Here is a 23562-nt window from a genome sequence, read left to right as displayed (position 1 = left end):
TGATGCTGATAGAGCGCCGATGGTCTGTCGGGACTCGCATTCAGCACAGTTAACGCGGCACCACCATTACGGGTTGCGCGTAACTGACGGCAGGGGCGGGCACGATCGCATAGTTGGTCGGCGGGGGCACTACGACTGTCGTGTACAGGGTGACGGGTTTCGGCGGCAGCGGCACGGGCGTGCCGGCCGCTACGGCAACGGGAATTGGAGCCGGCGGCGGCGCCACCACGTAGACCGGTTTGACCGGCGCGTAGTAATAGACGGGGCGCGGCGGCGGCGCGTAGACCACGGCAGCCGGCATATAGACGACAACCCGGGCAAACGCCGTCGACGAACAGGCGAGACCGATGGCGGTGAAGGTAGAGGCGCAGACGAGACGAATACTCACTTGATACTCCTGAGACGTTGAGCGGTGCGGAGCGTCTTCCGGTGAAGAAGCCGTGCGACTGGTTCGGATTGCTTGAGAACCTTTCTGAACCGTTGAGATGCCGCTTTAGGCACTTTAGGCACTTGAGGCACTTGATGCACTTGCGGCACTGGTAGCGCCGGCAGACGAAAGATACGCAAACCGCCCTGAAAACGGCAGCGCGAACTTATTTCATTCAATGTCGCGCGGAAGCAGGCCTGAGATAAGCATGCAGGTGTATGAAGCGCATGCTGTGTTGCGACGACAGTGAGAACGTGTGCGATGCCGGCGCCACAAAAAGCCATGACATAAGTCGACATGATTCTCAAATTGCCATCCGGCGGCGCTTCCTCAAGAATTCGGCCTGTCATCGAACGGATCGCGGCGGTTTGCAGGCGACGCACGATGGCTCAATCCAAGGAGTCAGTCATGAAAAAGTTTCTCGCCGTTGTGCTGCTGTGCTGCGCATCCACCGTCACGTTCGCCCAAACGGCCGCACCGCAGGGCGGCAACCCGCAGCGCATGGAGCGCATGGCGCAGCAGTTGCAAACACGTTTTGCGAATGCCAACACCACGCACGACGGCAAGCTCACCCGGGAACAGGCCGCAGCCGGCATGCCGATGGTCGCCAAGCATTTCGATGAAATCGATACGCAGAAGGCGGGCTACATCACGTTGCCGCAGATCGCGGCATTCATGCAGGAACGCGGGGCAGCGCACTGAGCCGCGCGGGCATCGGCGGGATCGTAGGATATTTGACGCCTCAATGCGTGATGAAACCAGCCACGTCCTGCCGCTTGTCTATCGCCTGCGCGCTGATCGTATCGATGAGCGTGGCGCTGACGGGTTGCGTGACGGTCGGCCCCGACTTCAAACAGCCGGAAGTGACGCTCGAAAACCAGTGGCTCGAAAGCCTGGCCGGCGAGGCGCAGACTGCGCCTGGTGCTCAGGCAGCCTGGTGGACCGCATTCAACGATCCGGTGCTGAGCGCGCTGGAACAGCGTGCGTACGAACGCAATCTGTCGCTGCAGGTGGCGGGTTTGCATATCTTCAAGGCGCGCGCGCAACTCGCGATCAGCGCCGAGAATCTGCTGCCGCAATCGGGCAGCGTGTCGACTGGCGCGGACCATATCAACACCAGCGGCGTCGGTCCGATACCGCCTACGCATCTGTGGGCCGAGCATCTGCGTGTGAACGTGGGCTGGGAAATCGATTTCTGGGGCAAGTATCGCCGGCAGATCGAATCGGATCGCGCGCAACTGCGCGTGTCCGAAGCCGCGTATGACAACGCGCTCGTGTCGCTGTTCGGCGATGTCGCCAATGCGTACATCGATCTGCGCGCGCTCGAACAACGTATCACGGTGGCGCAGCAAAACCTGAAAGCGGTGCAGCAGAGTCTCACGCTCACCCAGGCGCGCTACAAACGCGGCGCGTCGAGCCAACTCGACGTCGAACAGGCCGCCACACTGGTGGCCGAAACCGAGGCGCAGATTCCGCCGCTTATCAAGGCGCGCGCGCAGGACCGTGACACGCTCGCCGTGCTGCTCGCCGATCCCCCCGACGCAGTCGATGCGCAACTCAAAGGCAACAACGCGATTCCCGTGCCGCCGACGCAGATCGATGTCGGGATTCCCGCCGATCTGCTGCGCCGGCGTCCTGACGTGCGCCAGGCCGCGCTCAACGCAGCGGCGCAATCGGCGCTGATCGGCGCGGCCAAGGCGAAGCTGTATCCGTCGCTATCGTTGACGGGACTGTTCGGGCTTTCGTCGGGCGAACAGCATGGCATCGGACTATCGCAGTGGGGCAGTAAGACGATCGGACTCTTCTCCGCGGGCATCACGCTGCCGATCCTGGATCGAGGCCAGTTGCAGAACGCCGTGCGGATTCAGGACGCGGCCTTCCAGGAGGCTGTGCTCGATTATCAGAACACGGTGCTGCAAGCGCAGAAAGAAGTGGAGGATGCGATTGCGGCCCTGCGGACTTCGCTCGATGCGCTGGCGGCGTCGTCGCGTGCGTCCGATGCGTCGCAGCGTGCCTTGAAGCTTGCGAATGTCCAGTATCGCGCGGGATCGGTCACGTACGACACGGTGATCGATGCGTCGCGTTCCATGTTGCGCGACGGCGATTCGCTCGCGCAGAACCAGGGAATCGCCGCGCTTGCGGCAGTGTCCTTGTATCGCGCGTTGGGCGGCGGCTGGGAAGTGGCAGAGGGGCAGCAGGTGGTGAGCGAACAGATCGCTGAACAGATGGCGCAGCGCACAGACTGGGGCCGTTTGCTGAACCCGCCGGCGAATTCCGCGCTGGCGCGCGCCGGTGGAGGCCAGCTCGAGAATGGGAAATAAGAATATGAAAAACGGGAGCGGGGCACAGCGTAGCGTGGCAAACACGCATCTGGGAACGAGGCTTTGTATCGTGCTGGCAGCGGCAATGATGCTGGCTGCGTGCCACGACGGCAGCGCGCCTGCCGCACAATCGGCACAGGCGGCGCAATCGGCACAATCGGCACAATCGGCACCGGCCGTGTCCCTGCCGCAAGTCAGCGTGACACGGCCGGTGCCGCGTGAGGTGCGCGAACAACTCGATCTGAGCGGCACCGTCGCGCCCTCGGCGACCGTCACGCTAACTGCGCGCGTGCAGGGTGTGCTGAAGGAGATCGGCTTTGCCGATGGCGCTTACGTCAAGCAAGGGCAGGTGCTGTTTCGCATCGAGCCGGATACGTATCGCGCGCAACTGACCTACGACCAGGCCGCGCTCGACAATGCCGACCAGGAACTGGTCCGGCAAAAGCAACTCACCTCCGATAACGCTACCTCCGAATCGACCCTGCAGAAAGCTCAGACCACACGCGACCAGGCACTCGCCAAACGCGACATGTCGCGTATCAATCTCGCTTACACAGAAATACGTGCGCCGTTTGCGGGCCGCATCGGCGCACGTGCATTCGATGTCGGCAATCTGGTGGGTGCGTCCGACTCCACCAAGCTCGCTACGTTGGATCGCATCCAGCCGGTGTACGTGAATTTCACACTCAACGAACGCGACGCCAACCGCATCGGGCTCTTCACGCAGCCACCCCGCACGGTGCGCGTCAATGTGCTTGGCGCGGCCGCGGGCCCGGGGCAAGGTGAGGACGCCGCGCTCGAATTTGTCGACACACGCGTCGATTCGAGCAGCGGGGCGGTCAAGCTGCGCGCCGATATTGCAAATCGGGACGCGCATCTGATTCCCGGCATGTCGGTCGAAGTGCACATTCCGGCGGGCGCGCCGCAAAACGTGCTGCTGGTGCCGGACACGGCATTGCTGCGCGATCAGGCGGGCGCGTCGGTGCTGCTCGTGAACAGCGCGGGCGTGATCGAAAAACGCGCGGTGGTTACCGGCGGCTTGTACGGGTCGCAGCGGGCGGTCACCTCGGGTCTCACAGCGAACGACCAGGTCGTGACCGGCGGTGCGCTGGCTGTCGCGCCCGGCGCCAAGGTGCAGGTGGTCGCCGCTGCGGCGCAGGGTCAGTCATGATCCGCTTCTTTGTCGAGCGGCCGGTTCTTGCCAATGTGATCGCGTTGATCGTGATGCTGCTCGGCGCTGTTGCGCTGATCAACTTGCCGATTGCGCAATATCCGCCGATCACGCCGCCGACCGTGCAGGTTGTCGCGCGCTTTCCGGGTGCGAGCGCGGCGACTGTGATCGACCGCGTGGCGCTGCCGATCGAAACCCAGGTCAATGGCGTGGAAAACGCGCTGTACATGCAATCGACCAGCACGAACGATGGCACCTACACGCTCACGGTCACTTTCGCCGTCGGCACGGATGTCGATAAAGCGCAGGTGCTGGTGCAAAACCGCGTGTCGGCCGCCACCGCGCAATTGCCGCAAGCGGTGCAGCAGCAGGGCGTGACCGTGCGCAAACGCTCCACGGCGATCCTGCAGTTGTATACGCTGCAGTCGCCTGATCCGAAATACGATTCGCTGTTTCTGAGCAACTACGCGGTGATTTATCTGCGCGACACGCTCGCGCGTTTGCCGGGTGTCGGTGACGTCACCGTGTTCGGCACGGGGCAGTACAGCATGCGCGTGTGGCTCGATCCGCAGAAGCTGAGCGAGCGCGGTTTGACCGCCGCCGACGTGATGCAGGCGATCCAGAGCCAAAGCAAGGACGTCAGCGCCGGTCAGCTCGGTTCGGAGCCGAACGCGGGCGGCCAGGCGTTTCAGCTCACGGTGACGATGCAGGGCGCGCTGTCCGATCCGCATGAGTTCGACGACATCATCGTCAAAGCCGATCCGAACGACGGTGGTCACTTCGTGCGCATTCGCGATGTGGGGCACACCGAACTCGGTTCGTCGAGCTATGGGCAGTTCTTCAATCTCGACGGCAAACCGGCTGCGGGCATTGCCATTTATCAACTGCCGGAAGCCAACGCGCTGGAGGTCGGCAATGCGGTGAAAGCAACCATGGCGCGGTTGGCCAAAGATATGCCGAAAGGCGTCAGCTATCAATTGCCGTTCGATACGACGACCTTCGTGCGGCAATCCGTGATCGACGTGTACAAGACGCTGTTCGAGGCCGCGCTGCTGGTGCTCGCGGTGATCCTGCTGTTTCTGCAGAACTGGCGTGCGATGCTCGTGCCCGCCACGACGATTCCGGTGACGATCATCGGCACGTTCGGCGCGATCTATATGCTCGGCTTCTCGATCAACCTGCTGACGCTGTTCGCGATCGTGCTGGCAATCGGCATCGTGGTGGACGACGCGATCGTGGTGGTGGAGGGGATTACGCAGCATATCGAGCAGGGCAAGACGCCGAAGCAGGCGGCTATCGACGCGATGCACGAGTTGCTCGGGCCGATCATCGGCATCACGCTGGTGCTGGTTTCAGTGTTCCTGCCGTCAGCGTTTCTTGGCGGCGTCACGGGCCAGATGTACCGGCAGTTCGCGCTGGTTGTCGTCGCAACGACCATCATCAGCGCGATCAACGCGGTGACGCTCAAGCCGGTGCAAAGCGTGCGCTGGCTACGGCACGCGCGGCCCGGCAAGCCGAACATTGTGTATCGCGTGTTCGACAAGGGGTACGCCCGTGTCGAAAAGGGCTACGTGCGCGTGGTGTCGTGGTTCGTGCAGCGCTGCGGCCTCGCGCTCGGCATCGCGCTGGTGCTCGGCGCGGCGTCTGCGTTTCTGCTGACGCGTGTGCCCACCAGCTTCATTCCGCTCGAAGATCAGGGCTATATCCTGATCGCCGCGCAACTGGCCGACGCCGCTTCGCTCGGCCGCACTCGTGAGGCGAGCACGCAGATAGAAAAGCGCATCGGCGCGATTCCTGGCGTGAGCCATGTGGTGTCGATCGGCGGTATTTCACCGCTCGATAACAACGCCTCGCTGCCGAATTCCGCGCTGATCTACGTCACGCTCGACGACTGGAGCAAGCGCGGCAAAGGCGAGGACCTGCGCTCGCTGTATTTGCGCATGAATAGCGAACTCGCGAAACTGCCTGACGTGCGCTCCGTGGTGATTGTGCCGCCGCCGATCCAGGGCCTCGGCAATAGCGGCGGCGTGCAGATGCAGGTGATGCTCACGGACGGCTCGCAGAACTATCAGCGTTTGCAGGACGCTACCGACGCGCTGATTGCCAGCGTCTCGAAGCGGCCCGAACTGCAGCGCGTGTTCAGCCCGTTTCGCGCGTCGGTGCCAACCGTCGAACTCACGCTCGATCGCGCCAAGGCCGAGTCGCTGCAGGTGCCGGTCGGCAACGTGTTCGACCTGCTGCAGGATTATGTCGGCTCGAGCTATGTGAACCAGTTCACGACGTTCAACCATACGTTCCCCGTGTTCGTGCAGGCCGACGGCGCGTTTCGCCGCGAAACCGACGACATCCGCCGTTTGCAGATTCGCAGCAACAGCGGCCATATGGTGGAGCTGGGCACCTTCATCGATGCACATACGAGCGTCGGCCCGGCCGTGGCAACGCTGTATAACCTCGCGCCGGCCGCGGCTATCAACGGCAATCCGGCGAACGGCTATAGCACCGGTCAGGCGATCGCCGCGTTCGAGCAGGAAGCCGCGCGCGTGCTGCCGGCGGGTATCGGTTATGAATGGACCGCGATGTCGTATCAGGAGAAACTGGTCGGCAATTCGGCCTATTGGGTGTTTGCCGTGGGCGTGTTACTGGTGTTCTGCGTGCTGGCCGCGCAATACGAAAGCTGGTTGCTGCCGGTGGCAGTCGTGCTCGCCGTGCCGCTGGCTTTGCTCGGTACAGCGGGTACGCTTGCCATGCTTGGCGCTGCGAATAACCTGTACACGCAGATCGGCCTCGTGCTGCTGATCGCGCTGTCGGCGAAGAACGCGATTCTGATCGTCGAGTTCGCACGGCATCTGCGCGCGCAGGGCGTGGGCGTTGCCGAGGCCGCAGTGGAAGCGGCGCGCTTGCGATTCCGGCCGATCATGATGACCTCGTTCGCGTTTATTCTCGGCGTGGTGCCGCTCGTGATCGCCACCGGCGCGAGTGCGAGCGCGCGCCGTTCGCTCGGGATTGCGGTATTTTCGGGGATGCTCGCTTCAACGTGCATTGCCGTGCTGTTCATTCCGTCGTTCTACGTGCTGCTGCAGCGCCAGGCCGAACGGCACGCGGCGCGGCATGCACCGCCCGACGCCTAAACCGAGGAGCTTTCGTATGGAACGCCCCGCCAAAATCATCGTGCTCGACGACGAAGCCGAGCTGCGCAACATGCTGCAGCGTTTTCTGCGCGGCCACGGTTTCGACGTCCGGATCGCGGAGGACGGCAAACGGCTCGACCGCTATCTGGAACGTGAGCCGTTCGATCTGCTGGTGCTCGATCTGATGATCGGCGAAGAGGACGGCCTCGCCATCTGCGCCCGGTTGCGCGAGCAAGGGCAGACGCTGCCGATCCTGATGCTGACCGCGAAGGGCGATCCGCTCGACAGGGTGCTCGGCCTCGAAACCGGCGCCGACGACTACCTCGCCAAACCCTTCCTGCCGCGTGAACTGGTGGCGCGCATCAATGCGCTGCTGCGCCGCCAGAAGATCGCCTCGGGCGATGTCACTGTGACCTCGCAGAGCGTGCGTTTCGGCGATTTCAGTCTCGATGTCGGCAAGCAGCAGCTGTCGCGTACCGGTGAGTTGCTGGAGATTCATTCGGCGCAGATGCTGCTGCTGGTCGCGCTGGCCTCGTCGCCGAACCGGCCTGTGAGCCGCGACAATCTGCTGGCGCGCGCCCGTGGGCGCGATCACGATGCGCTCGATCGCAGCATCGATGTGCAGGTCCTGCGGCTCAGGCAGATTATCGAGGACGACCCCTCGAAACCGCGCTTCATCAAGACCGTATGGGGCGTCGGCTACATGCTGGTCGCGGACGTCGACTCATGACGCGCACGTGGCTGCAGAGGGCGCTGCCTAAAACGCTGCTGGCGCGCAATATCCTCCTGCTGATCGTGCTGGTGATGCTAAGCCAGCTCTGCGCGCTTGCGGTGTTGCTGCACTATGTGCAGCGGCCCCGCGTCGAACGGGCGGCCGCGGTGTTCGCCACATACGTGACAACGCTCGATAACCTGCTTCAAGCCACACCTCCTCGCGCACGCGCCGAATTGACGGCACGTCTCGACGCTCGCACGCAACTTCCCGCCGATGCCACCGTTGAACCGCCACCCAGTCTGATGCGTGCTTACCGCACGTATCAGCGCAATGTGTTTCTCGACAGCTTGCGCGAGCATCTGCCCGCTGATATGCCCGCCCTCTGGCAGTCCGAAGGCGGTCAACGCCTGTGGATTCGCATGCATGCGCCGGCCGATGCGCCGCATACGCCGTACTGGATCGCTCTGCCGATTCCCGAGGACGCGCGGGGCAATGGACTCGACGCCGCGATTCTGTTGTCGCTCGGTTTGGGCGCACTGGCGGCGTTGACCGGCTACGTGATCCAGCGCCACCTCAACCAGCCGCTCCAGGCGTTGACGCAGGCGGCGCGCCGCGTGAGTGCCGGCGAAAAACCCGAGCCGTTATCGACCGACGGTCCAATCGAGATCGCCACGGTGAGCAGCGCGTTCAATCAGATGACGCATGCGTTGCAGCAGGCCGAGGCGACGCGCGCGCTGATGCTGGCGGGCATCTCGCACGACATCCGCACGCCGCTCACCAAGCTGCGGCTCTCGATGGCCATGGCGATGCCGGACGGCAGCGACAGCAACTTCGTGGTCGCCGCCGAGGGATATCTGGACCAGATCGAGACGATCTTGCAGCAGTTCATGGATTACGCCGGCAGCGGCGAGCGTGAGGCGCCCGAGCCCGGCGATCTCAATGCGTTGGTCGAACGGCTCGCCGGCGATTTCGCCGGGCTGGGCCATGAGTTCGAATTGTCGCTCGCGGTTCTGCCCGCGATTGCCTACCGGCCGATCAGCATGATGCGGCTCCTGATGAACCTGATGCAGAACGCAATCGTCTATGGCGGCAGCGGGCTCGCCGTACGCAGTTGGGCCACAGGTGAAGCCGTGTATGTCGCGGTCGGCGATCGCGGTAAAGGTCTTTCAGCGGAGGAGTTGGAGCAACTCAAAGCGCCGTTTCAGCGTGGCCGCAATGCTCGCGCGCATAGCGGCGGCACCGGGCTGGGCCTGGCGATTGTCGAGCGGATTGCCCGGCTGCACGGCGGCAGCCTGCAGTTTCATGCGCGCGAGGGCGGCGGGTTGGAAGTGTGGGTGGTGTTGCCGCTCATTCCCGGTCCAGCCACGCATCCAGTCCCACCCGGAAGGCCACGCCCGCAATGACCGGCACGGTCAGCATGAGGATGATGCCGAAATTGGGAATCTCGTCGCCGTAGGTGATCGGACCGTAGAGCACGACGGTCGCGACGATCGCGAAGACGATGACGCCGATTGCAACCATCATAAGATTGCGCGCCACCATGGACAGATCCTTGCGCTTAGCCTTGCCCGGCGTGGTGCTGGTAGTGGGGACTTCGTCGTGTTGGGCGGGCATGATGGTTCTCGTGGCTGGAAATGCAATGACAATCGCTGCGACAAACGTGATGCCGGATCGAACGCCGACCGGCGTGCGATTGGCATCATACCAGGGGTCGTTCGTGCCGCACACATACACAAACATCCCTAACACTAACGTATCACACGCCGGACGAAGCGCAAGTCGCCGGAATTCATTGAGAAAGCGTGATGTCAGCGAGTCGTCATCGTTTTGAAGGCTCAGTGGCCGAGACCGCTGCTGGCGATCTGCTGCTCGACGAATTGGGCGAACAGCGCATGCAGATGCGTCGTCGGATGAAGGTCGTCGGCGAACATGTACGTCTGATCGGCGTTGGCCGTCACATAGGTCGCGGGCGAGCACAGCAATGCCGTGTCATCCGGCGTTTTCTTGGGGTCGCAGGCCTGGCCGGTGTTTGCCACGGCGAAACCATTAGCCTGAAAGTTCGTGATCATCTGGTCGATCCATGTATAGGAATCGATCTGGATGACCTTGCCTTGCAGGCCATCGGCCTGCAAGGCAGCGTTCAGATCCTGGTTGAAGAGTTGCGATAGCTGGGTCAGATTGGCCCCGCCATCGGATGCGGCGAGGCCTTTGGGCGACAGACCGACGTTCGGTACATTGACCAGCACCACATGCGTGGCGCCGTTCTGAACAATCTGGCCGACAAGCTGCGCGAGGGTGGTTGCCGCGGTTTGCACCGTCGGCGCCGCGGCCGGCAGCAAACCGGCGCGAAGCACGTCGTTCGCGCCGGCCCACACCAGAACCAGTTGACCGGAATTGAAACTCCCGTGGGTGGACAGGTAGCTCGAAACCTGTTGATTGACCGGCATTTCGACATTGCCGATCACGTCCGTAAGAAAGTCGTTCTGGTTTGCCGGCGTCGCAACTGTGGAGCCACCCTCGGCATAGCCGAGACCGCTTTGCGCGCTCAGCTTATGCGTGACGTCAATCGTAAATGCTGCACCTAGCGAGCCGCCGTAATATTGCGCGACGTTCTGGGTCCATACCTGGCCCGGATTGGTCGTGAAACGGCCGCCACCCACCGCGCTCGCGAGCGGCGCATACGTTCCGACGTCCGACAGGCTGTCGCCGAATGAGACAACTTGCAGTTTCACGCCGCCCGGCGGCGTGGCCGCGCCACTGCCGCTGCTCGAGCCTCCGCCTCCACCCCCGCCGCATGCTGTCAATAGCGACATCATCGTGGCAAGAATTACAGCACGTACCGTGTCTTTGCTTCCCTGCATAGCGCCTCCCCACAGATCGAACGGGCGGTTGCCCCATGTGGCGGACGGTTCGCCAGCCTGCATGTCATTCTCTCGACAGTACTTCCCGGGTAGCAAAAAGGATGCCGTTCGCGGCAAGCGACGTATCGGGACGACGCGTTCCCGGGATGTCGATTTAGCCCTGTCCCGAACGTCGAGTAAGTGAGCGCTGGAGTTGCATAACCGGCACTCGACGAGACATCCAGCAAAGGAGAAATCACCGTGCCTCTTCCACCGACCCCCGTTATTACCGCCTTTGAACGCTCACCCGATCGCGGCAGGGGACTGGCGCGTGACATGCGTGTTCGCTGGGCGCTTGAAGAAGTCGGCCAGGCTTACGAGGTTCGTCTTGTTTCGTTCGATGCAATGAAAGAACCCGCGCATCGGGCGCTTCATCCTTTTGGGCAGATCCCGACCTATGAAGAAGGCGCGCTTGTCCTGTTCGAGTCGGGGGCGATCGTGTTCCAAATCGCAGAGCGCCACGCAGGCCTGCTACCTGACGATGCGAATGCCCGGGCACGCGCGATCACATGGATGTTTGCCGCGCTCAACACGGTTGAGCCGCCGATCCTCGATCTCCAAACCGCCAGATTTCTGGAGGGGGACAAGACCTGGTACGACGAGCGCCTGCCTCTCGTCAAGGATCGCATCCGTGACCGGCTGGGCGAGCTCTCCGATCGCCTTGGCAACGCCGACTGGCTCGACGGCCCGTTCAGTGCGGGCGATCTGATCATGGTGTCGGTGCTGCTCAGGTTGAAGGCATCGGGTCTGCTGGACGAATACCCGAACCTCGCCGCCTATGTCGCCCGCGGCGAAGCGCGGCCCGCCTACAAACGGGCTTTCGCCGCTCAACTGGCGGTTTTCGTCGCTGGTCAGCCACCGGCCGGCTCATGAAGGCCGGCTCTGGGCGCAACGCCGTCATTGGGCTTCGCCACGCCCGGCGCGGATACGTGCCAGCCGGCTATCGAAACGGATCATAGCGGGCTCGCGCTCGCCCCCAGGATGCTCATTAGCGTCCGCGCGTTACGCTGCCCCTGGTCCTCGAAGCAGTTATTGAAGATGACGTGGGTACGGCCGGCGCGTGTCGCGATTGCGCGGATCGAGGGGGCCAGTCCGGTCAACTCGTCGTCGCTGTAGTCGTAATCGAAGCGATCGGCTGCGCTCGCCGCGCCCGTTGCGCTCCATGCCTGCGTATTGCGGCCATGCAGACGCACCATGGCGAGCTGAGGATGGGTTGCTTCCCATATGGTGTGTACGCGGTTCGTCACATCCGGCGGCGCATCGACGATTACGTGGACGAGGCTGCGCTCGCGCAGAAAGTCGAGCGTCCATGGTGCGTGCTGATCGTCGAACCAGGATTGATTGCGAAACTCGGCGGCCATCATGTAGTCCGCCATGCGCGCCCGGCATTCTTCCACGAGCGCGAGGCCATCCGGCGCCCGCGTGATCCACGGCGCGAACTGGAACAGCACCGCGCCGAGACGGCCGCTTGCACGCAGCGGTTCCAGCGCTTCCAGATAGCGCCGCCACAATTCATCGAGGATCTCGGCTGGTATGTCGCGGTAGTAGACGTTTTTCTTGCGTGGACCCGTGATGCCTTCGGGCAGCGCCATCGCAATGTCTTTCGGCAGGACGTCGGGCGAAGTCTGATGCCCGGTAAAAAGCCGGAACGCCTTGAAGTTGAACGTGAAGCCTTCCGGCGTGCGTTCGGTCCACAACTGCGCGTTGCTTGCCGATGGCATCGCATAGTAGGCCGAATCGACTTCGACCAACGGAAACTGCGATGCGTAAAAGCGCAGCCGGGCTTCAGCGCTGCTGCTGCCGGGCGGGTAAAACCGCTTGCAGGCGATCAGCGTTTTGTCGGTCCAGCCGGCGGTGCCGCAGCGGATGTCCATCGGAGTCAACGTGGTTGTTGCCGCGCATAGGCGAGCCTAGGAAGCCGCCTCCGTGTGATCGAGCCACTCCGCGAGTTCGCGCCGCAGCTGCGAGATATCGAGCGGCTTGCCGAGCATCCGTGCGCCGGGAATGGTGTCGCCGATATCGGCGTTCTCTCCATAACCCGACACCAGCAAAACGCGGATGTCCGGCTGCCGGCTCAGCACCACGCGTGCCAGGTTGTCGCCGGACATGCCGGGCAAGGTCAGGTCGGTGAGCAGGACATCGAAACGTTGCGCGGGCACGAGCGGCAGCGCTTCCTCGGCGCTCCCGAGCGCGGTGCAGTCGAGCCCCAGTGCGCCGAGCAGATCGCAGAGGGCGTCGCGCGAATCGGTGTCGTCTTCGACCAGCAGCACGCGGGCCGGCGTACCGGGTTGATGCGACGATGGACTTGCCGGGTGATCCGCCGGCGGATTCGCCGGGGCATGCGCGTGCAGGCTTTCGCGTGGGTTGGCCGCTTCGGCTGCACTGGCCGGATCGTAGACCGTACGCGGCACGCAGGGAGAAATCTGCCCCTCGCTCACGCTCGCGACGCCGGCGCCGCGCAGCACGCTGCGCACCTTGCGCGCTAGATCGTCGCGCCGGTAAGGCTTGGACAGCAACGTGATGCCGGTATCGAGCTTGCCGTGATGGACGATCTCGTCGCGCGTATAGCCCGAGGTAAAGAGCGTCGGCACCATGGGTGAGCGCGCCGCCGCACGCTGCGCCAGCTCCACGCTTTTCACCTGGCCGGGCATCACGACATCGGTAAACAGCAGATCGATCGGCACGTCGCTGTCGATGAATTCGAGCGCCGCGTCGCCACTCGAAGCAGTCAGGACTTTATAGCCGAGCTGCGCGAGCATTTCGACGGCGGTCAGGCGCACATCCGCGTCGTCTTCGACCACCAGAATCGTTTCGCCGCCGCCCACCGGCGCCGAGGTTTGATCGACGGCTTCGACTGTTTCCGGCTCGCAGCAGCGCGGAAAAAAGAGCGAGACGGTGGTGCCGCGGCCCACTTCGCTGTCGATTACCGTATGGCCGCCGCTTTGCCTGACGAAGCCGAACACCATGCTTAAGCCGAGGCCCGTGCCGTGGCCGTCGGGCTTGGTCGTGAAAAACGGTTCGAACACGTGCTCCAGGATTTCGGGTTTCATGCCGGTGCCCGTGTCGTTGACCGAGAACACCACGTACTCGCCCGGTGAGAGTTCCGGCTTGCCGCGGCAAAACGCCGGGTCCAGCACACGGTTCGTCGCGCGAACGGTGAGCGTGCCGTCGGCTTGCATCGCGTCGCGCGCATTGATCGCAAGATTGAGCAGGGCGTTTTCGAGTTGATTGCGATCGGCCTGCACATTCCACAGGTCGTCGCTTAACACCGTTTCGATCTTGACGGTCTCGCCAAGCGAGCGGTGCAGCATCTCGCTCATGCCGGCAAGCAGGCGGCGTGGATTCAGCACAGTAGGCGAGAGCGGCTGGCGGCGCGCGAAGGCGAGCAGATGCGCGGCCAGTTTCGCGCCGCGTTTGACGGCATCCGTCGCAGCGGAAAAACGCCGCAGCGTGGCCGGACTCTCGCCGGCGTCGGCCGCGAGCATCTGCAGATTGCCGTTGATCACCTGCAGCACATTGTTGAAGTCGTGCGCGACGCCGCCTGTGAGGCTGCCGATCGCTTCCATCTTCTGCGCCTGGCGCAACTGTTCTTCGGCGATTGCCCGTGCCGCGACTTCATCGGCAACGCGTTGTTCGAGCGTTTCGGTCAACTGGCGCAGCGATTGTTCGGCGATCTTGCGCTCGTGGATGTCGATCAGCACACCGGGGAAGCGCGTCGGCTCGCCCTGTTCGTCGAACTCGCACTGGCCGTTTGCCTGCACCCACATGTAGTCGCCATCGGGGCGGCGAATCCGGTATTCGGCGCGAAACGGCGTGCCGGTGCTCATCGCTTCGGCCGTCAGGCGGTCGTTGAGCGGCTGGTCGTCAGGATGGATCACCTGCGTCGTGGCGTTGCGTTCAAGCCCTTTCGCGGCCTCTTCCAACGGAAACGAAAAGGTGCGCGCGAAACGTTCGTCACCGGTGACGATGCCGGTGCGCGCGTCGAGCACCCATGTGCCGAGCACCGCGCCGGTATTGAGCGCGAGTTGCAGCCGTTCGTTGGTTTCGCGCAGTTCGGCCTCGGCATGTTGCCGCCAGCGTTCGGTGAGTACGCGCGTGGTGGTTTCGACGACCATCGCGAGGACGCCCGCGGGTGCGCCGCTGTCGTCAGCAACCGGGCTGTAGTAGAGGTCCATCCAGACGTCTTCGGGCTTGCCGTCGCGCAGCAGGACCAGTTCCTTGTCGCGATACGACAGGGTGCCGCCGGCAAGACATGTCGCCATCACATGACGGTTGAAATCGGCGACCTCAGGCCAGCCTTGTTCGACCGGACAGCCGAGCAGATACGGATGCCGTCCGCCCGCGAAAATCGCGTAGGCGTCGTTGTAGATCATGTAGCCGGGTGTCCCCCATAGAAGCACGAGGGGTACGGGCGAGGCGAGCATCATCTGGACGGTGGCGGTCAGACTGCGCTGCCAGTTTTCTATCGCGCCGAGGTCGGTGGCCGCCCAGTCGAATTCGCTGATGCGTCGCGCCATTTCCCCGTTCCAGCCGGGGCAGCCATGATCTTGTGCCGGGAATGGCATTGCTGCGCTCCACAGAGGTCACGTCAATGAATGTGTCCCCACTCTGCCGGCGCTGATGGCGCGCGTGAATGTTCAGCAGGAGGCGGGATGAATCTTCTGCCGTGCACCGCGGGCGCGAAGCGGCCATGCGGCAGCAATAATTGTAGGCTACAACGCTCGCCTGATGACATAACGGAAGGGCCCCTGCGGGTTTAGCCGAACAATCGGCGCGAACTGCCTCGCAACTTTTACCTGCGTTGCTCGAGTCGGCGCCTGTGATGCGGAAAGAAGCGCACGTGTCGCCGTTTTTTGACTACATGTCGACCGCTTTAGTGCGCCATGAACGGTGCGCCATGGGCGTCACGAAAGCGTCAGGCGTGTTTCGTGCTCCCCGCTCTTGTTCGCTTGTGCCAACGGGCGCATGGTGGGGGATGAGCGCCATGCCGGATTCGAACTTCAATAAACACGGACCACACGATGGCAAGGAAAAACATCACACGAAACAAGCTGCCTAAGCCGGACGTACGGCAAGCGCTATTGACCACGCGCCGCAACGCCAGAATGGCGCGTTCGGCGCATGCCTATGTGCGCGGCAACACGAGCAAGTTCTACGAATGGCTCGACGGGATGGAGAGCCACACCTTGCCTGAAGGTCCGGCGATCTGGATCTGCGGCGATTGCCACAGCGGCAATCTCGGGCCGGTCGCCGATGCACAAGGGCGCGTCGAGATCCTGATTCGCGACCTCGACCAGACGGTGATTGGCAATCCTGCACACGACCTGATCCGCCTCGGGCTGTCACTGGCGACGGCCGCGCGCGGTTCGAACCTGCCTGGCCTGACCACCGTGCACATGATGGAAGCGTTGGCGGACGGCTACGAGCGGGCCTTCGACGAAGCGGCCGGCGAGGCCGATATCCATGCCGAGAAGCCGGAGGCGGTGAGGGTGGTGATGAAGGAAGCGGTGCGCCGATCGTGGCGTCATCTGGCGGAAGAACGGATTGAGGATCTGGAGCCGACCATCCCACTTGGCCCGCGCTTCTGGCCGCTGGCGAAGAGCGAGCGGCGCGAGATCGAGGCGCTGTTCGAGAAGGGCTCGCTGGCGCGGCTCGCGACAGTGTTGCGCGGCGGCGGTGACGACGCTGATGTCGACGTGCTCGACGCGGCTTACTGGGTGAAGGGATGCAGTTCGCTGGGGCGGTTGCGGTATGCGGTATTGCTGGACATCGACGGCGCTGCGGTGGATGGCGACGACCTGTGCCTGATCGACATCAAGGAAGCTGCGCAGGCGGCCGCGCCGCGTTACCCCAAGGTGCGCATGCCGCGGGATAACGCCGAGCGGGTGGTGGAGGGAGCGCGGCATTTGTCGCCCTCGCTGGGCGAGCGGATGCGGGCGGCGCGGTTATTGGATCGCGCTGTTGTTATACGGGAGCTGCTGCCGCAGGATATGAAGTTGACGATTGAGCAGTTGACGCAGGATGAGGCGATGAAAGCTGCGCGCTTTCTTGCGTTGGTGGTGGGGAAGGCGCATGCGCGGCAAATGGATAGTGGCGAACGTGCGGGTTGGCTCGCGGAGTTGCGGAGGAATCGGTCGAAGACGCTTGATGCGCCGGGGTGGCTCTGGAAGAGTATTTTAGAGTTGGTTAGTAGCCATGCTGTGGGGTATTTGGAGCATTGTCGGAGGTATGCCACTGAGGGGGGCAATAGGTGACTTTGTTTTGCCTGCGCGGCGCTTATTGGCCGTGTTCTTGGGGCTTTGGCCTTTCCTTGCATTGTTAGTGGTCTATTAGCGTTCCCCCTGTGCGGGGGGGCACCTACTTTTCTTTGCTTGCCGCAAAGAAAAGTAGGCAAAAGAAAGCGGCTTAAACCGCTACTGCTAAGTGGGCACCGTGGTCTGCTGCGGGTAGTGGTGCGACTGGAATCCGCGCCCTCGCGCATTCGGCGTTAGTGACAAAGGACTCATCAGCTCCCACTGCGCACTGCGTGCGTCGCGGATGGGTCTGCAGGGGAAACCACGGGCTTCGGTTGAGGGCCGTGGGCGTTAAACGTAGCAGGTGGTTTTAAGAAGTACCCTTCGGCGCGCGCAGCGCCGCCGGAAGTATGACGCCCTTGTCACGGGCGCATGCAGGTGCACGAACACAGATTCCAGTCGCACCACTACCGGTTGCGGGCTACGGGCCCCGCTTAGCATTAGCGGTTTGAGCTGCTTTCTTTTGCCTACTTTTCTTTGCAGCCGGCAAAGAAAAGTAGGTGCCCCCCCGCACAGGGGGAACGCTAATAGACCACTACCAAAGCAAGGAAAGGCACCAAAGCCAGAACAAGGAAACGCACCAACACCAAAAGACCACCAAAAAATGCCGCCACCAAAGGCAAACAACCCTTAGTTAGACAAAGACAAATAAGGCGAACTCACCGGCGTAGGCGGAAACGGCTGCAACCCAGTCTGCTTACTAAAGCTATACCTCAAATAAACAGCCGCGAGCCACTCGCGATATTCATAAGCATTACCGAGCGAAGCGGTAGCCCCAAACGCCAACTGCGGAGCCAGTTGATACTCCCCCACCGCGCTAAGCGAATAAGAAACCCCAGTCTTACTCTGCCCAGGATACTGCGCACCACTATCCAGATTCGACCCGAGGGTCTTGGCTTCCGCCGCCGCATTGGTCTGGAGCGAGCCGTCGAGCGGAAAGTAATCCGACGCATCCTGCCGGTAATGCTGCACGCCGATCGACCCCTTCACGTCGTAAGTAAACTGACCATTGCGCCCAGTCCACTCCACCGGCAAATTCAGAATCATGTACTGCTGCGGACTGAAGTACCCGCCCTGACCATAAGTGAAGTACGAGAGATTCTTGTTATAAGTCATCAGCGTCGTGTTCACGCCGACAGTGAGCGTCTGATCGGCATCCTTGTAAACGCGCGTGTAGATGCCGCCACCGCCTTTGACCGCGTTATTGCTCGCGACGTGATAGCCATGGTAGTTCTGGTACGCGGCGTTCACATACAGGCCATTGGTGCCGTCGTCCCATGCAAGGCTCGCCAGGCCGCCGAAAGAGGTGACGCCGCCCCACTCGAGGCTGGAGCCCGAATCGCGCGCGCCGGCATAGGACAGCAAGCTGTCCGTCACCGCGCGGCGCGCGACAGCCAGCGAGTACGACACCTTGTCGGTGATGCCACCGTTGTATTGCAAGCCCCCCACGATGTTCTTCTCGGGGAAGCCGAGCGGTGTCACGCCAACGTCGCCACTGATGCTGCGGCCCTCGTAGCCGATTGACAAGCCCACGCCGCTGGCGGTCTGGCTGCCATAAGTGTTGGTGCCCGCCACCGCCGCCGCAGCGGACGTGCTATTGGACAAGCCCGAGCCGAATCGCGCGAGCGTCGATAGACTGCCCGCGGCAGTGCCTGCATCCAGCGTTACCGGCGTCGCCGTCACAACGATGTGGCCGTTGCCGGCCTTGATGCGCCCCTGAATCGGCGCTTCGATATCAGTCAGCGTCGACAGGCCGTCCTCGCCCGTGCGGTTGCGGAATACGATCCCGCCTGACACGGTGCTGGACTGCTCGCGATTGACCTGCGCCAGTTCTTCGGCCACGCCGAGCGTCTGCGTGTTGGCGACGTTCGGTTGCGGGTAGGTGCCGCCGTTACCGTTCGAGCCGGGCTGTTGCGGATAGTACTGCTGCGCGTAACCGGTCGGCGGTTGCGGAATATATGGCTGCTGTTGCTGTGCGTAGTACCCCGAGCCCTGATTCGGATACGGCTGATAAGGCTGCTGACCGTAGGCCTGTTGCGGTGGCACCGGTTGGTAAGGCTGCTGCGCGTAACCCTGCTGCGCGTATCCCTGTTGTTGCTGCGGATAAGGCTGCTGGCCGTAATAGGGCTGTTGCTGCTGCGGATAAGCTTGTTGCTGCCCATACGGCGCTTGCGCATAGGCTTGCGCGTTGCGGTTGCTCTTCGACGCAGTTTGCTTTTTGCTGGTCGAGCGTTTCGTACTCGTGGCCGGATTCGCGTAACGCGGCTGTTGCATCGAACCGGCATTGGCCTGCGCTTCGCGTGCCGCAGGCGACATCGGCCACGGCGTGGTCGCATAGCCGTCCGGCTGCTGCGGATAGGGTGCCTGCTGCTGATATTGCGCCTGTTGAGGATAGCCGGATTGCTGCGGATACGCCGGGTTGTACTGCTGTTGCGGCGCCTGCTGCATCTGCGCCTGGCCTTGCCCAGGGTACGGCTGCAACGGCGCGCCGGACTGGCTCGAGCCGTTGGTCTCCTGGCCGTAGCCATCCGCGTTGGTGCCGGGACGTGGCGCGTTATAGGGAACGGCGGTGGGCGCGGCGTTCGGCGCATACGGCTGTGCAGGCGCCGTATAGGGCGCAACGTACGGCGCGGGCTGCGAGGGCGGCGGATAGTTCGGCACGGTCTGGGACGGCAAGGAGGACTGCGAGTACGGGAGCGATGCACGCGCGGCATTGGAGCCGCCGCCTGCAAGCGCGGCGTTGTCGGCGTCGGTCGGCGAGATCGTTGCGGTTTTACCTTCGAAGGGATTGGTGCCCGGCAGCGGCGTCGCGCCGATCCGGCGCATCGCGACTTCCCAGCCACGCGGCACGTTGCTCGGCGCATTGGCGCGCGGCCCGTTGGCCATCAGCGGTGTATTGGCGGCGATCAGCGAGCGTTGCAGATAAGTCGACGCGAGCGACAGCTTGCCTTCGGCGCGATACATGCGGCCGACCGTCGCCAGCACGCCGGGGTCGCTCGGCGCGGCGGCAAGCGCCTGCTTGGCGAGCGATTCGGCATAGCTGAACTGTTTCGCACCAGATGCCGCGGAGATCGTCGCTTGAAGCAGGTTCAGGTCGTCGGGCTTGCGCTGCAACGCGACACGATAGCTGGCGAGCGCGTTGCGGTCGTCGCCAGCGCTCGAATAGAGGCGGCCGAGGGCGGCTTGCAGATCGGGATTGTCGGGCATCGCCGCGAGCCACGGCGCGATTACGTCGTAGGCGCTGGCGAGATCGCCGCGCTGACGCACCGCGTCGCATTGCTTGATGACGATCCCCAGATTCAGGTTGCCAAAATCCGTGCGCTGCTGCGGCGTCAACTGCATCGAAGCGAGGCGCCGCATCACCATGCCGAGTTCGGCTTCCTGCTGCGTGGCGGACAGAATGCCCGCGTATTGCAGCAGCAAATCGGTGTTGCCAGGCGCCGCGTTCATCGCGCTGCGCACGAGGCCCAATGCGCGATTCGGATCGCCCGCCTGTTGATACGCGGCAGCGATCACGCCGATCAGTTCGGGATTGTTGCCGGCAACCGGTTCGGCGGCGCGCAATGTTGCCAGCGCCTGTTGCGACTGACCGTTGCGCGCCATCCGCGTCGCGAGGTCGGCCTGCTGATGCACCCACAGGCGATGCTGCAAGGTCGTCATCGCATCGGTGCGTTGGGCGGCCGGAATCCGTTCGAGTTGTGCGAGACCGGCCGTCCAGTCCTGCGTTTCCGCGGAGAGCAAGGCGCTCGCGTAGAGCGCGTCGGTCATGTCGGGATGCGCCGCGAGCAGTCCGTCCATCATGCTGCGGGCATTCGCAACCGCGCCCTGGCGCACGTAAATACGCGCGAGGTCGAGGCGCAGCCAGGGATCGTCAGGATCGTTCAGCAGGGCGTCTTCGAACAGGCTGCGTGCGCTGCCGAGATCGCCGCGCGCTTCGGCCGCGCGTGCCTGCGCGGCCTGCGCTTCGCCACGCAGACGGTTGATGCCGCCGGCCTTCGATTGTTGTTCGCTGTTCAGTTGATTGGCGAATTGCAGCGCTTCGTCGCCACGGCCTTGCGCGGCGAGCGAACCGACGAGGCCGCGAATCGCATCGGGATTGTCGGCCTGGCGGCGCAGCGCCATCCGGTAGGCCTGTTCCGCGCCGACCGGGTCGCCGTTCGTGAGCAGCATTTCGCCGAGCAGCACCTGCGCGGTGACATCGGACGGATTCAGCGCGATCGCGCGTTCAAACAGCGACTTCGCCTTCGCGAACTCACCGTTGCTGCGCGCGCCGATGGCGTCGCTGGTATAGGTCCAGTAGGTCGCGCTATCGAGCGCGGTTTTCCAGCGCGCCGGATTGCCGGTGCGCGACGCGCGTTCCAGATAGTTGCGGGCTTCGGCGAATTTTTCCTGCTTCAACGCGGCGATACCCATGCCGCCGAGCGCGTCGGTGTCGTTCGGACTATTCGCCAGTACTGACGAAAACTTCGCGCGTGCCGTGCCGAGGTCGCCGCGATCGAGCGCGGCGAAACCGTCGGCGATGGTGCGGCCGCGAGCGTCGACGGCGGCATTTTCCTGGGCGCGATCGCGGGCTACCTTGTCCTGCTGAACCATCGACTCGAAGCGCGCCTTGACCGCCGCGTCATCGGTTGCACCTTGCAGATACGCTTCGTACAGCGCGGCGTCGGAGGGCCGTGCGTCGAGCCACAGCAACGCCTGCCGCCAGCTCTTTTTCGCCGAAGCGCCCACGGTGCTGTCGCCGGCCAGCTTCTGCAGCCGCGCGATACCGTCGCGGCGCGTCGTATCGCGATACGTCAGATGCTGTGCGTAGGCGAGGGCGTAGCGCGGGTCGTCGGGGTTGTCGCGTGCGAGTTGTTCGAGGCCGCGGCGCGCCTGGTCCCAGCCTTGCGGCGTGGCGGAGAGCGCCTGGTAGTACTCGAGTTGCAGCGCAGGCGTGGCCGGCTTGCCGTTCAGCGCGCGCTGATACTCCTCTACCGCGCTCGCGCTTTGACCGCTTTGCGCGAGCCGCCGCGCGTCATTGACAGTCTGGTCACGCAGGCTCGATTCGCCGAGGCGGCGGCCCAGTTCGTCGAGGTTCGGATAGTTGGGCGCGACCGCTTTCAGACGCGCCAGATATTGCTGCGCGCCGGCGCCGTCCTTGCGGTCGGCGAGCACCATGCCCATGCCGTAAAGCGCATCGGGTTGCTTCGGATCGATGCGCAAGACTTTCTGCCACGCCTGCTCGGCGAGGTCGCCGCGATGATGCGATTGCCAGTACTTGCCCTGATCGATCAGCACGTTCAAGGGGTCTTTCGACGCCTGCGCCAATGCGTCAGGCGAAGCCATCGCCACGCAGCAGACGGCCGTGACGCTCAGCGCGAACCGCAATGAAAACGCGAGGGCGCTCAATCGCATGCATTTCTCCAACTCGGCACGAGACGGCCGGCTTCGTCGAAACGATAGCGGCCGTCGATGAATCCGGTGCCGAACAAGCCCAGCACACGATCGTAATAAACAGGTTCGCGGCCCGGCACATTGGTGTCGAGCACGGCGAGATGGGTGCGCGCGAGACCGAGGCCACGCTCGTCGTCGAGCGCCTTGAAGTACGGCGCGAGGGCGCCCCAGTAGCTCAACGGTCCTTCGCCGCTCGCCGTACCGGTAGTCGACGATACCTTCTCGGGCGGAATGCCGCTTTGCGCAACCTTCGCACGCATGCCGCCGAGCGCCGCGAGCCAGGGTTTGGCGAGCGGATCGGCGGGCGAGGTGAGCCCGGCCCACAGATAGACACGGATCGCGTCATAGCTGCCGGTGTCGCCTTCTTTCGGATCGACCACGAACTGGCCGTTCTGCCACGCCGCCCAGTCGGGCGCGAAGCCTTGCGGCGCGGTGGTCTTGATCAGCTTGTAGGCGCTGTCGGCGAGCCTGGTCCATGGACCGTTCGGCATGTCTTTGGCGAGCGCGCGCAGCACCGGCAAGGGCAGGTAGCTCGGATTCAGGCGCGTCACACCACCATTTTTGAAGCCTTGCGGACCGGGCAGCAGCATCGGGCCGACGCCCGGCAGCGTGGTCATTTCCTGGCGTGCAATTTGTGCGGCGAGCGCCTCGCCGAGTTGCGTATAACTCGCCTCATGCCACAGACGGCCGGCTTGCAGCAGATCGTAAGCGATCCACAGGTCGGAGTCGGAGGCGGAATTCGGATCGAGCACGCCGAACGAGCCATCCGGTTTCTTGCCCCAGAGCCACGACGGCAGCCGCACGTTTTGCGGATCGAACTGATTGCCCGCGAGGTTGGTGCGCGTCCAGTTCAGGAGCCGGTCAAAGGTTGCGCGGTCGTTCGCGACCAGCGCGAAGAACAGGCCGTATGACTGGCCTTCGGAAGTGGTCTTGAGCTGCGGCGAGGAGTAGTCGATTACGCGGCCATCGGCCTGCACGAAATGTTCGACGAAAATGCGGTACGCCGGCCAGTCCGTATTGCACGGACCCGTTTGGCCGGGCGCCGAAGTGGTCTGGGCCACCTTCGTGAGGCTTGTAAAACCCGTGGCAAAACACGTGGCCGCCGCAAGGACAAGGCCAAAGCCGAGCCCGAGCGTCAGCGCCACGCGTGTCTTGTTGTTTCGAACCCGCATAT

The 23562-nt window shown here is 63.4% G+C and carries 16 protein-coding genes; 8 read left to right on the top strand and 8 right to left on the bottom strand.

The genetic code is table 11. The annotated features are described in order from the left end of the window. Positions 1–49 precede the first annotated feature (49 nt). Both R8871_RS09240 and R8871_RS09235 read right to left on the bottom strand, forming a co-directional pair. Positions 50–388 (bottom strand): hypothetical protein, encoded by a 339-nt coding sequence (locus R8871_RS09240; RefSeq protein ID WP_175050160.1) that lies wholly within the window; start codon positions 386–388, stop codon positions 50–52. Continuing rightward, positions 385–810 (bottom strand): hypothetical protein, encoded by a 426-nt coding sequence (locus R8871_RS09235; RefSeq protein ID WP_175050159.1) that lies wholly within the window; start codon positions 808–810, stop codon positions 385–387. The genes R8871_RS09240 and R8871_RS09235 overlap by 4 nt, the downstream gene beginning before the upstream one ends. A 25-nt stretch (positions 811–835) precedes the next feature. On the opposite strand from R8871_RS09235, the gene R8871_RS09230 reads away from it, so the two are divergent. The 6 genes from R8871_RS09230 (at position 836) to R8871_RS09205 (ending at position 9165) form a co-directional block, all read left to right on the top strand. Next, positions 836–1129: an EF-hand domain-containing protein gene (locus R8871_RS09230; protein ID WP_097393818.1), complete on the top strand. Its 294-nt coding sequence runs from the start codon at positions 836–838 to the stop codon at positions 1127–1129. 74 nt (positions 1130–1203) lie between these two features. Further along, positions 1204–2748: an efflux transporter outer membrane subunit gene (locus R8871_RS09225; RefSeq protein ID WP_246287502.1), complete on the top strand. Its 1545-nt coding sequence runs from the start codon at positions 1204–1206 to the stop codon at positions 2746–2748. A gap of 4 nt (positions 2749–2752) precedes the next feature. Further along, positions 2753–3919, top strand: coding sequence for an efflux RND transporter periplasmic adaptor subunit (locus R8871_RS09220; protein ID WP_175050157.1), 1167 nt, complete (start codon positions 2753–2755; stop codon positions 3917–3919). After that, a complete protein-coding gene (locus tag R8871_RS09215) occupies positions 3916–7047 on the top strand; it encodes an efflux RND transporter permease subunit (RefSeq protein WP_175050156.1) in 3132 nt (1043 codons plus the stop codon). Before R8871_RS09220 ends, R8871_RS09215 begins: the two co-directional genes overlap by 4 nt. Before the next feature lie 16 nt (positions 7048–7063). Further along, positions 7064–7777 (top strand): response regulator, encoded by a 714-nt coding sequence (locus tag R8871_RS09210; protein WP_093632907.1) that lies wholly within the window; start codon positions 7064–7066, stop codon positions 7775–7777. Beyond that, positions 7774–9165: an ATP-binding protein gene (locus R8871_RS09205; protein WP_175050155.1), complete on the top strand. Its 1392-nt coding sequence runs from the start codon at positions 7774–7776 to the stop codon at positions 9163–9165. The genes R8871_RS09210 and R8871_RS09205 overlap by 4 nt, the downstream gene beginning before the upstream one ends. On the opposite strand, the gene R8871_RS09200 is transcribed toward R8871_RS09205, so the two are convergent. Continuing rightward, on the bottom strand, positions 9110–9376 hold the full coding sequence (locus R8871_RS09200; protein WP_093633237.1) for a hypothetical protein: 267 nt from the start codon (positions 9374–9376) through the stop codon (positions 9110–9112). The two genes, R8871_RS09205 and R8871_RS09200, sit on opposite strands and share 56 nt — an antisense overlap. 221 nt (positions 9377–9597) lie before the next feature. Then, on the bottom strand, positions 9598–10623 hold the full coding sequence (locus R8871_RS09195) for an SGNH/GDSL hydrolase family protein (RefSeq protein ID WP_175050685.1): 1026 nt from the start codon (positions 10621–10623) through the stop codon (positions 9598–9600). A 240-nt stretch (positions 10624–10863) separates the two neighbouring features. Between R8871_RS09195 and R8871_RS09190 the strand changes: the two genes are divergently transcribed. Further along, on the top strand, positions 10864–11535 hold the full coding sequence (locus tag R8871_RS09190; RefSeq protein ID WP_175050154.1) for a glutathione S-transferase family protein: 672 nt from the start codon (positions 10864–10866) through the stop codon (positions 11533–11535). Positions 11536–11615: 80 nt separating this feature from the next. Here the strand turns inward: R8871_RS09190 and R8871_RS09185 are convergent, their stop codons facing one another. Then, entirely contained in the window at positions 11616–12536 is a 921-nt protein-coding gene (locus R8871_RS09185) for a DUF72 domain-containing protein (protein ID WP_175050153.1), read from the bottom strand. A gap of 36 nt (positions 12537–12572) precedes the next feature. Further along, positions 12573–15227 (bottom strand): response regulator, encoded by a 2655-nt coding sequence (locus tag R8871_RS09180; protein WP_175050152.1) that lies wholly within the window; start codon positions 15225–15227, stop codon positions 12573–12575. Positions 15228–15683: 456 nt separating this feature from the next. Between R8871_RS09180 and R8871_RS09175 the strand changes: the two genes are divergently transcribed. Further along, positions 15684–16916 (top strand): DUF2252 domain-containing protein, encoded by a 1233-nt coding sequence (locus R8871_RS09175; protein ID WP_175050151.1) that lies wholly within the window; start codon positions 15684–15686, stop codon positions 16914–16916. A gap of 669 nt (positions 16917–17585) precedes the next feature. On the opposite strand, the gene R8871_RS09170 is transcribed toward R8871_RS09175, so the two are convergent. Both R8871_RS09170 and bcsZ read right to left on the bottom strand, forming a co-directional pair. After that, positions 17586–22349 carry a cellulose synthase subunit BcsC-related outer membrane protein gene (locus R8871_RS09170; RefSeq protein WP_175050150.1) on the bottom strand — a complete coding sequence of 1588 codons (4764 nt, stop codon included), beginning with the start codon at positions 22347–22349 and terminating at the stop codon, positions 17586–17588. Continuing rightward, positions 22340–23560 carry a cellulose synthase complex periplasmic endoglucanase BcsZ gene (gene bcsZ, locus R8871_RS09165; RefSeq protein WP_175050149.1) on the bottom strand — a complete coding sequence of 407 codons (1221 nt, stop codon included), beginning with the start codon at positions 23558–23560 and terminating at the stop codon, positions 22340–22342. The genes R8871_RS09170 and bcsZ overlap by 10 nt, the downstream gene beginning before the upstream one ends. Positions 23561–23562 lie beyond the last annotated feature (2 nt).

Source organism: Paraburkholderia sediminicola (assembly GCF_902859805.1).
GTDB lineage: Bacteria > Pseudomonadota > Gammaproteobacteria > Burkholderiales > Burkholderiaceae > Paraburkholderia > Paraburkholderia sediminicola.
The sequence above is the reverse complement of the archived record's forward strand: the minus strand, read 5'-3'. Positions and strand labels throughout refer to the sequence as shown.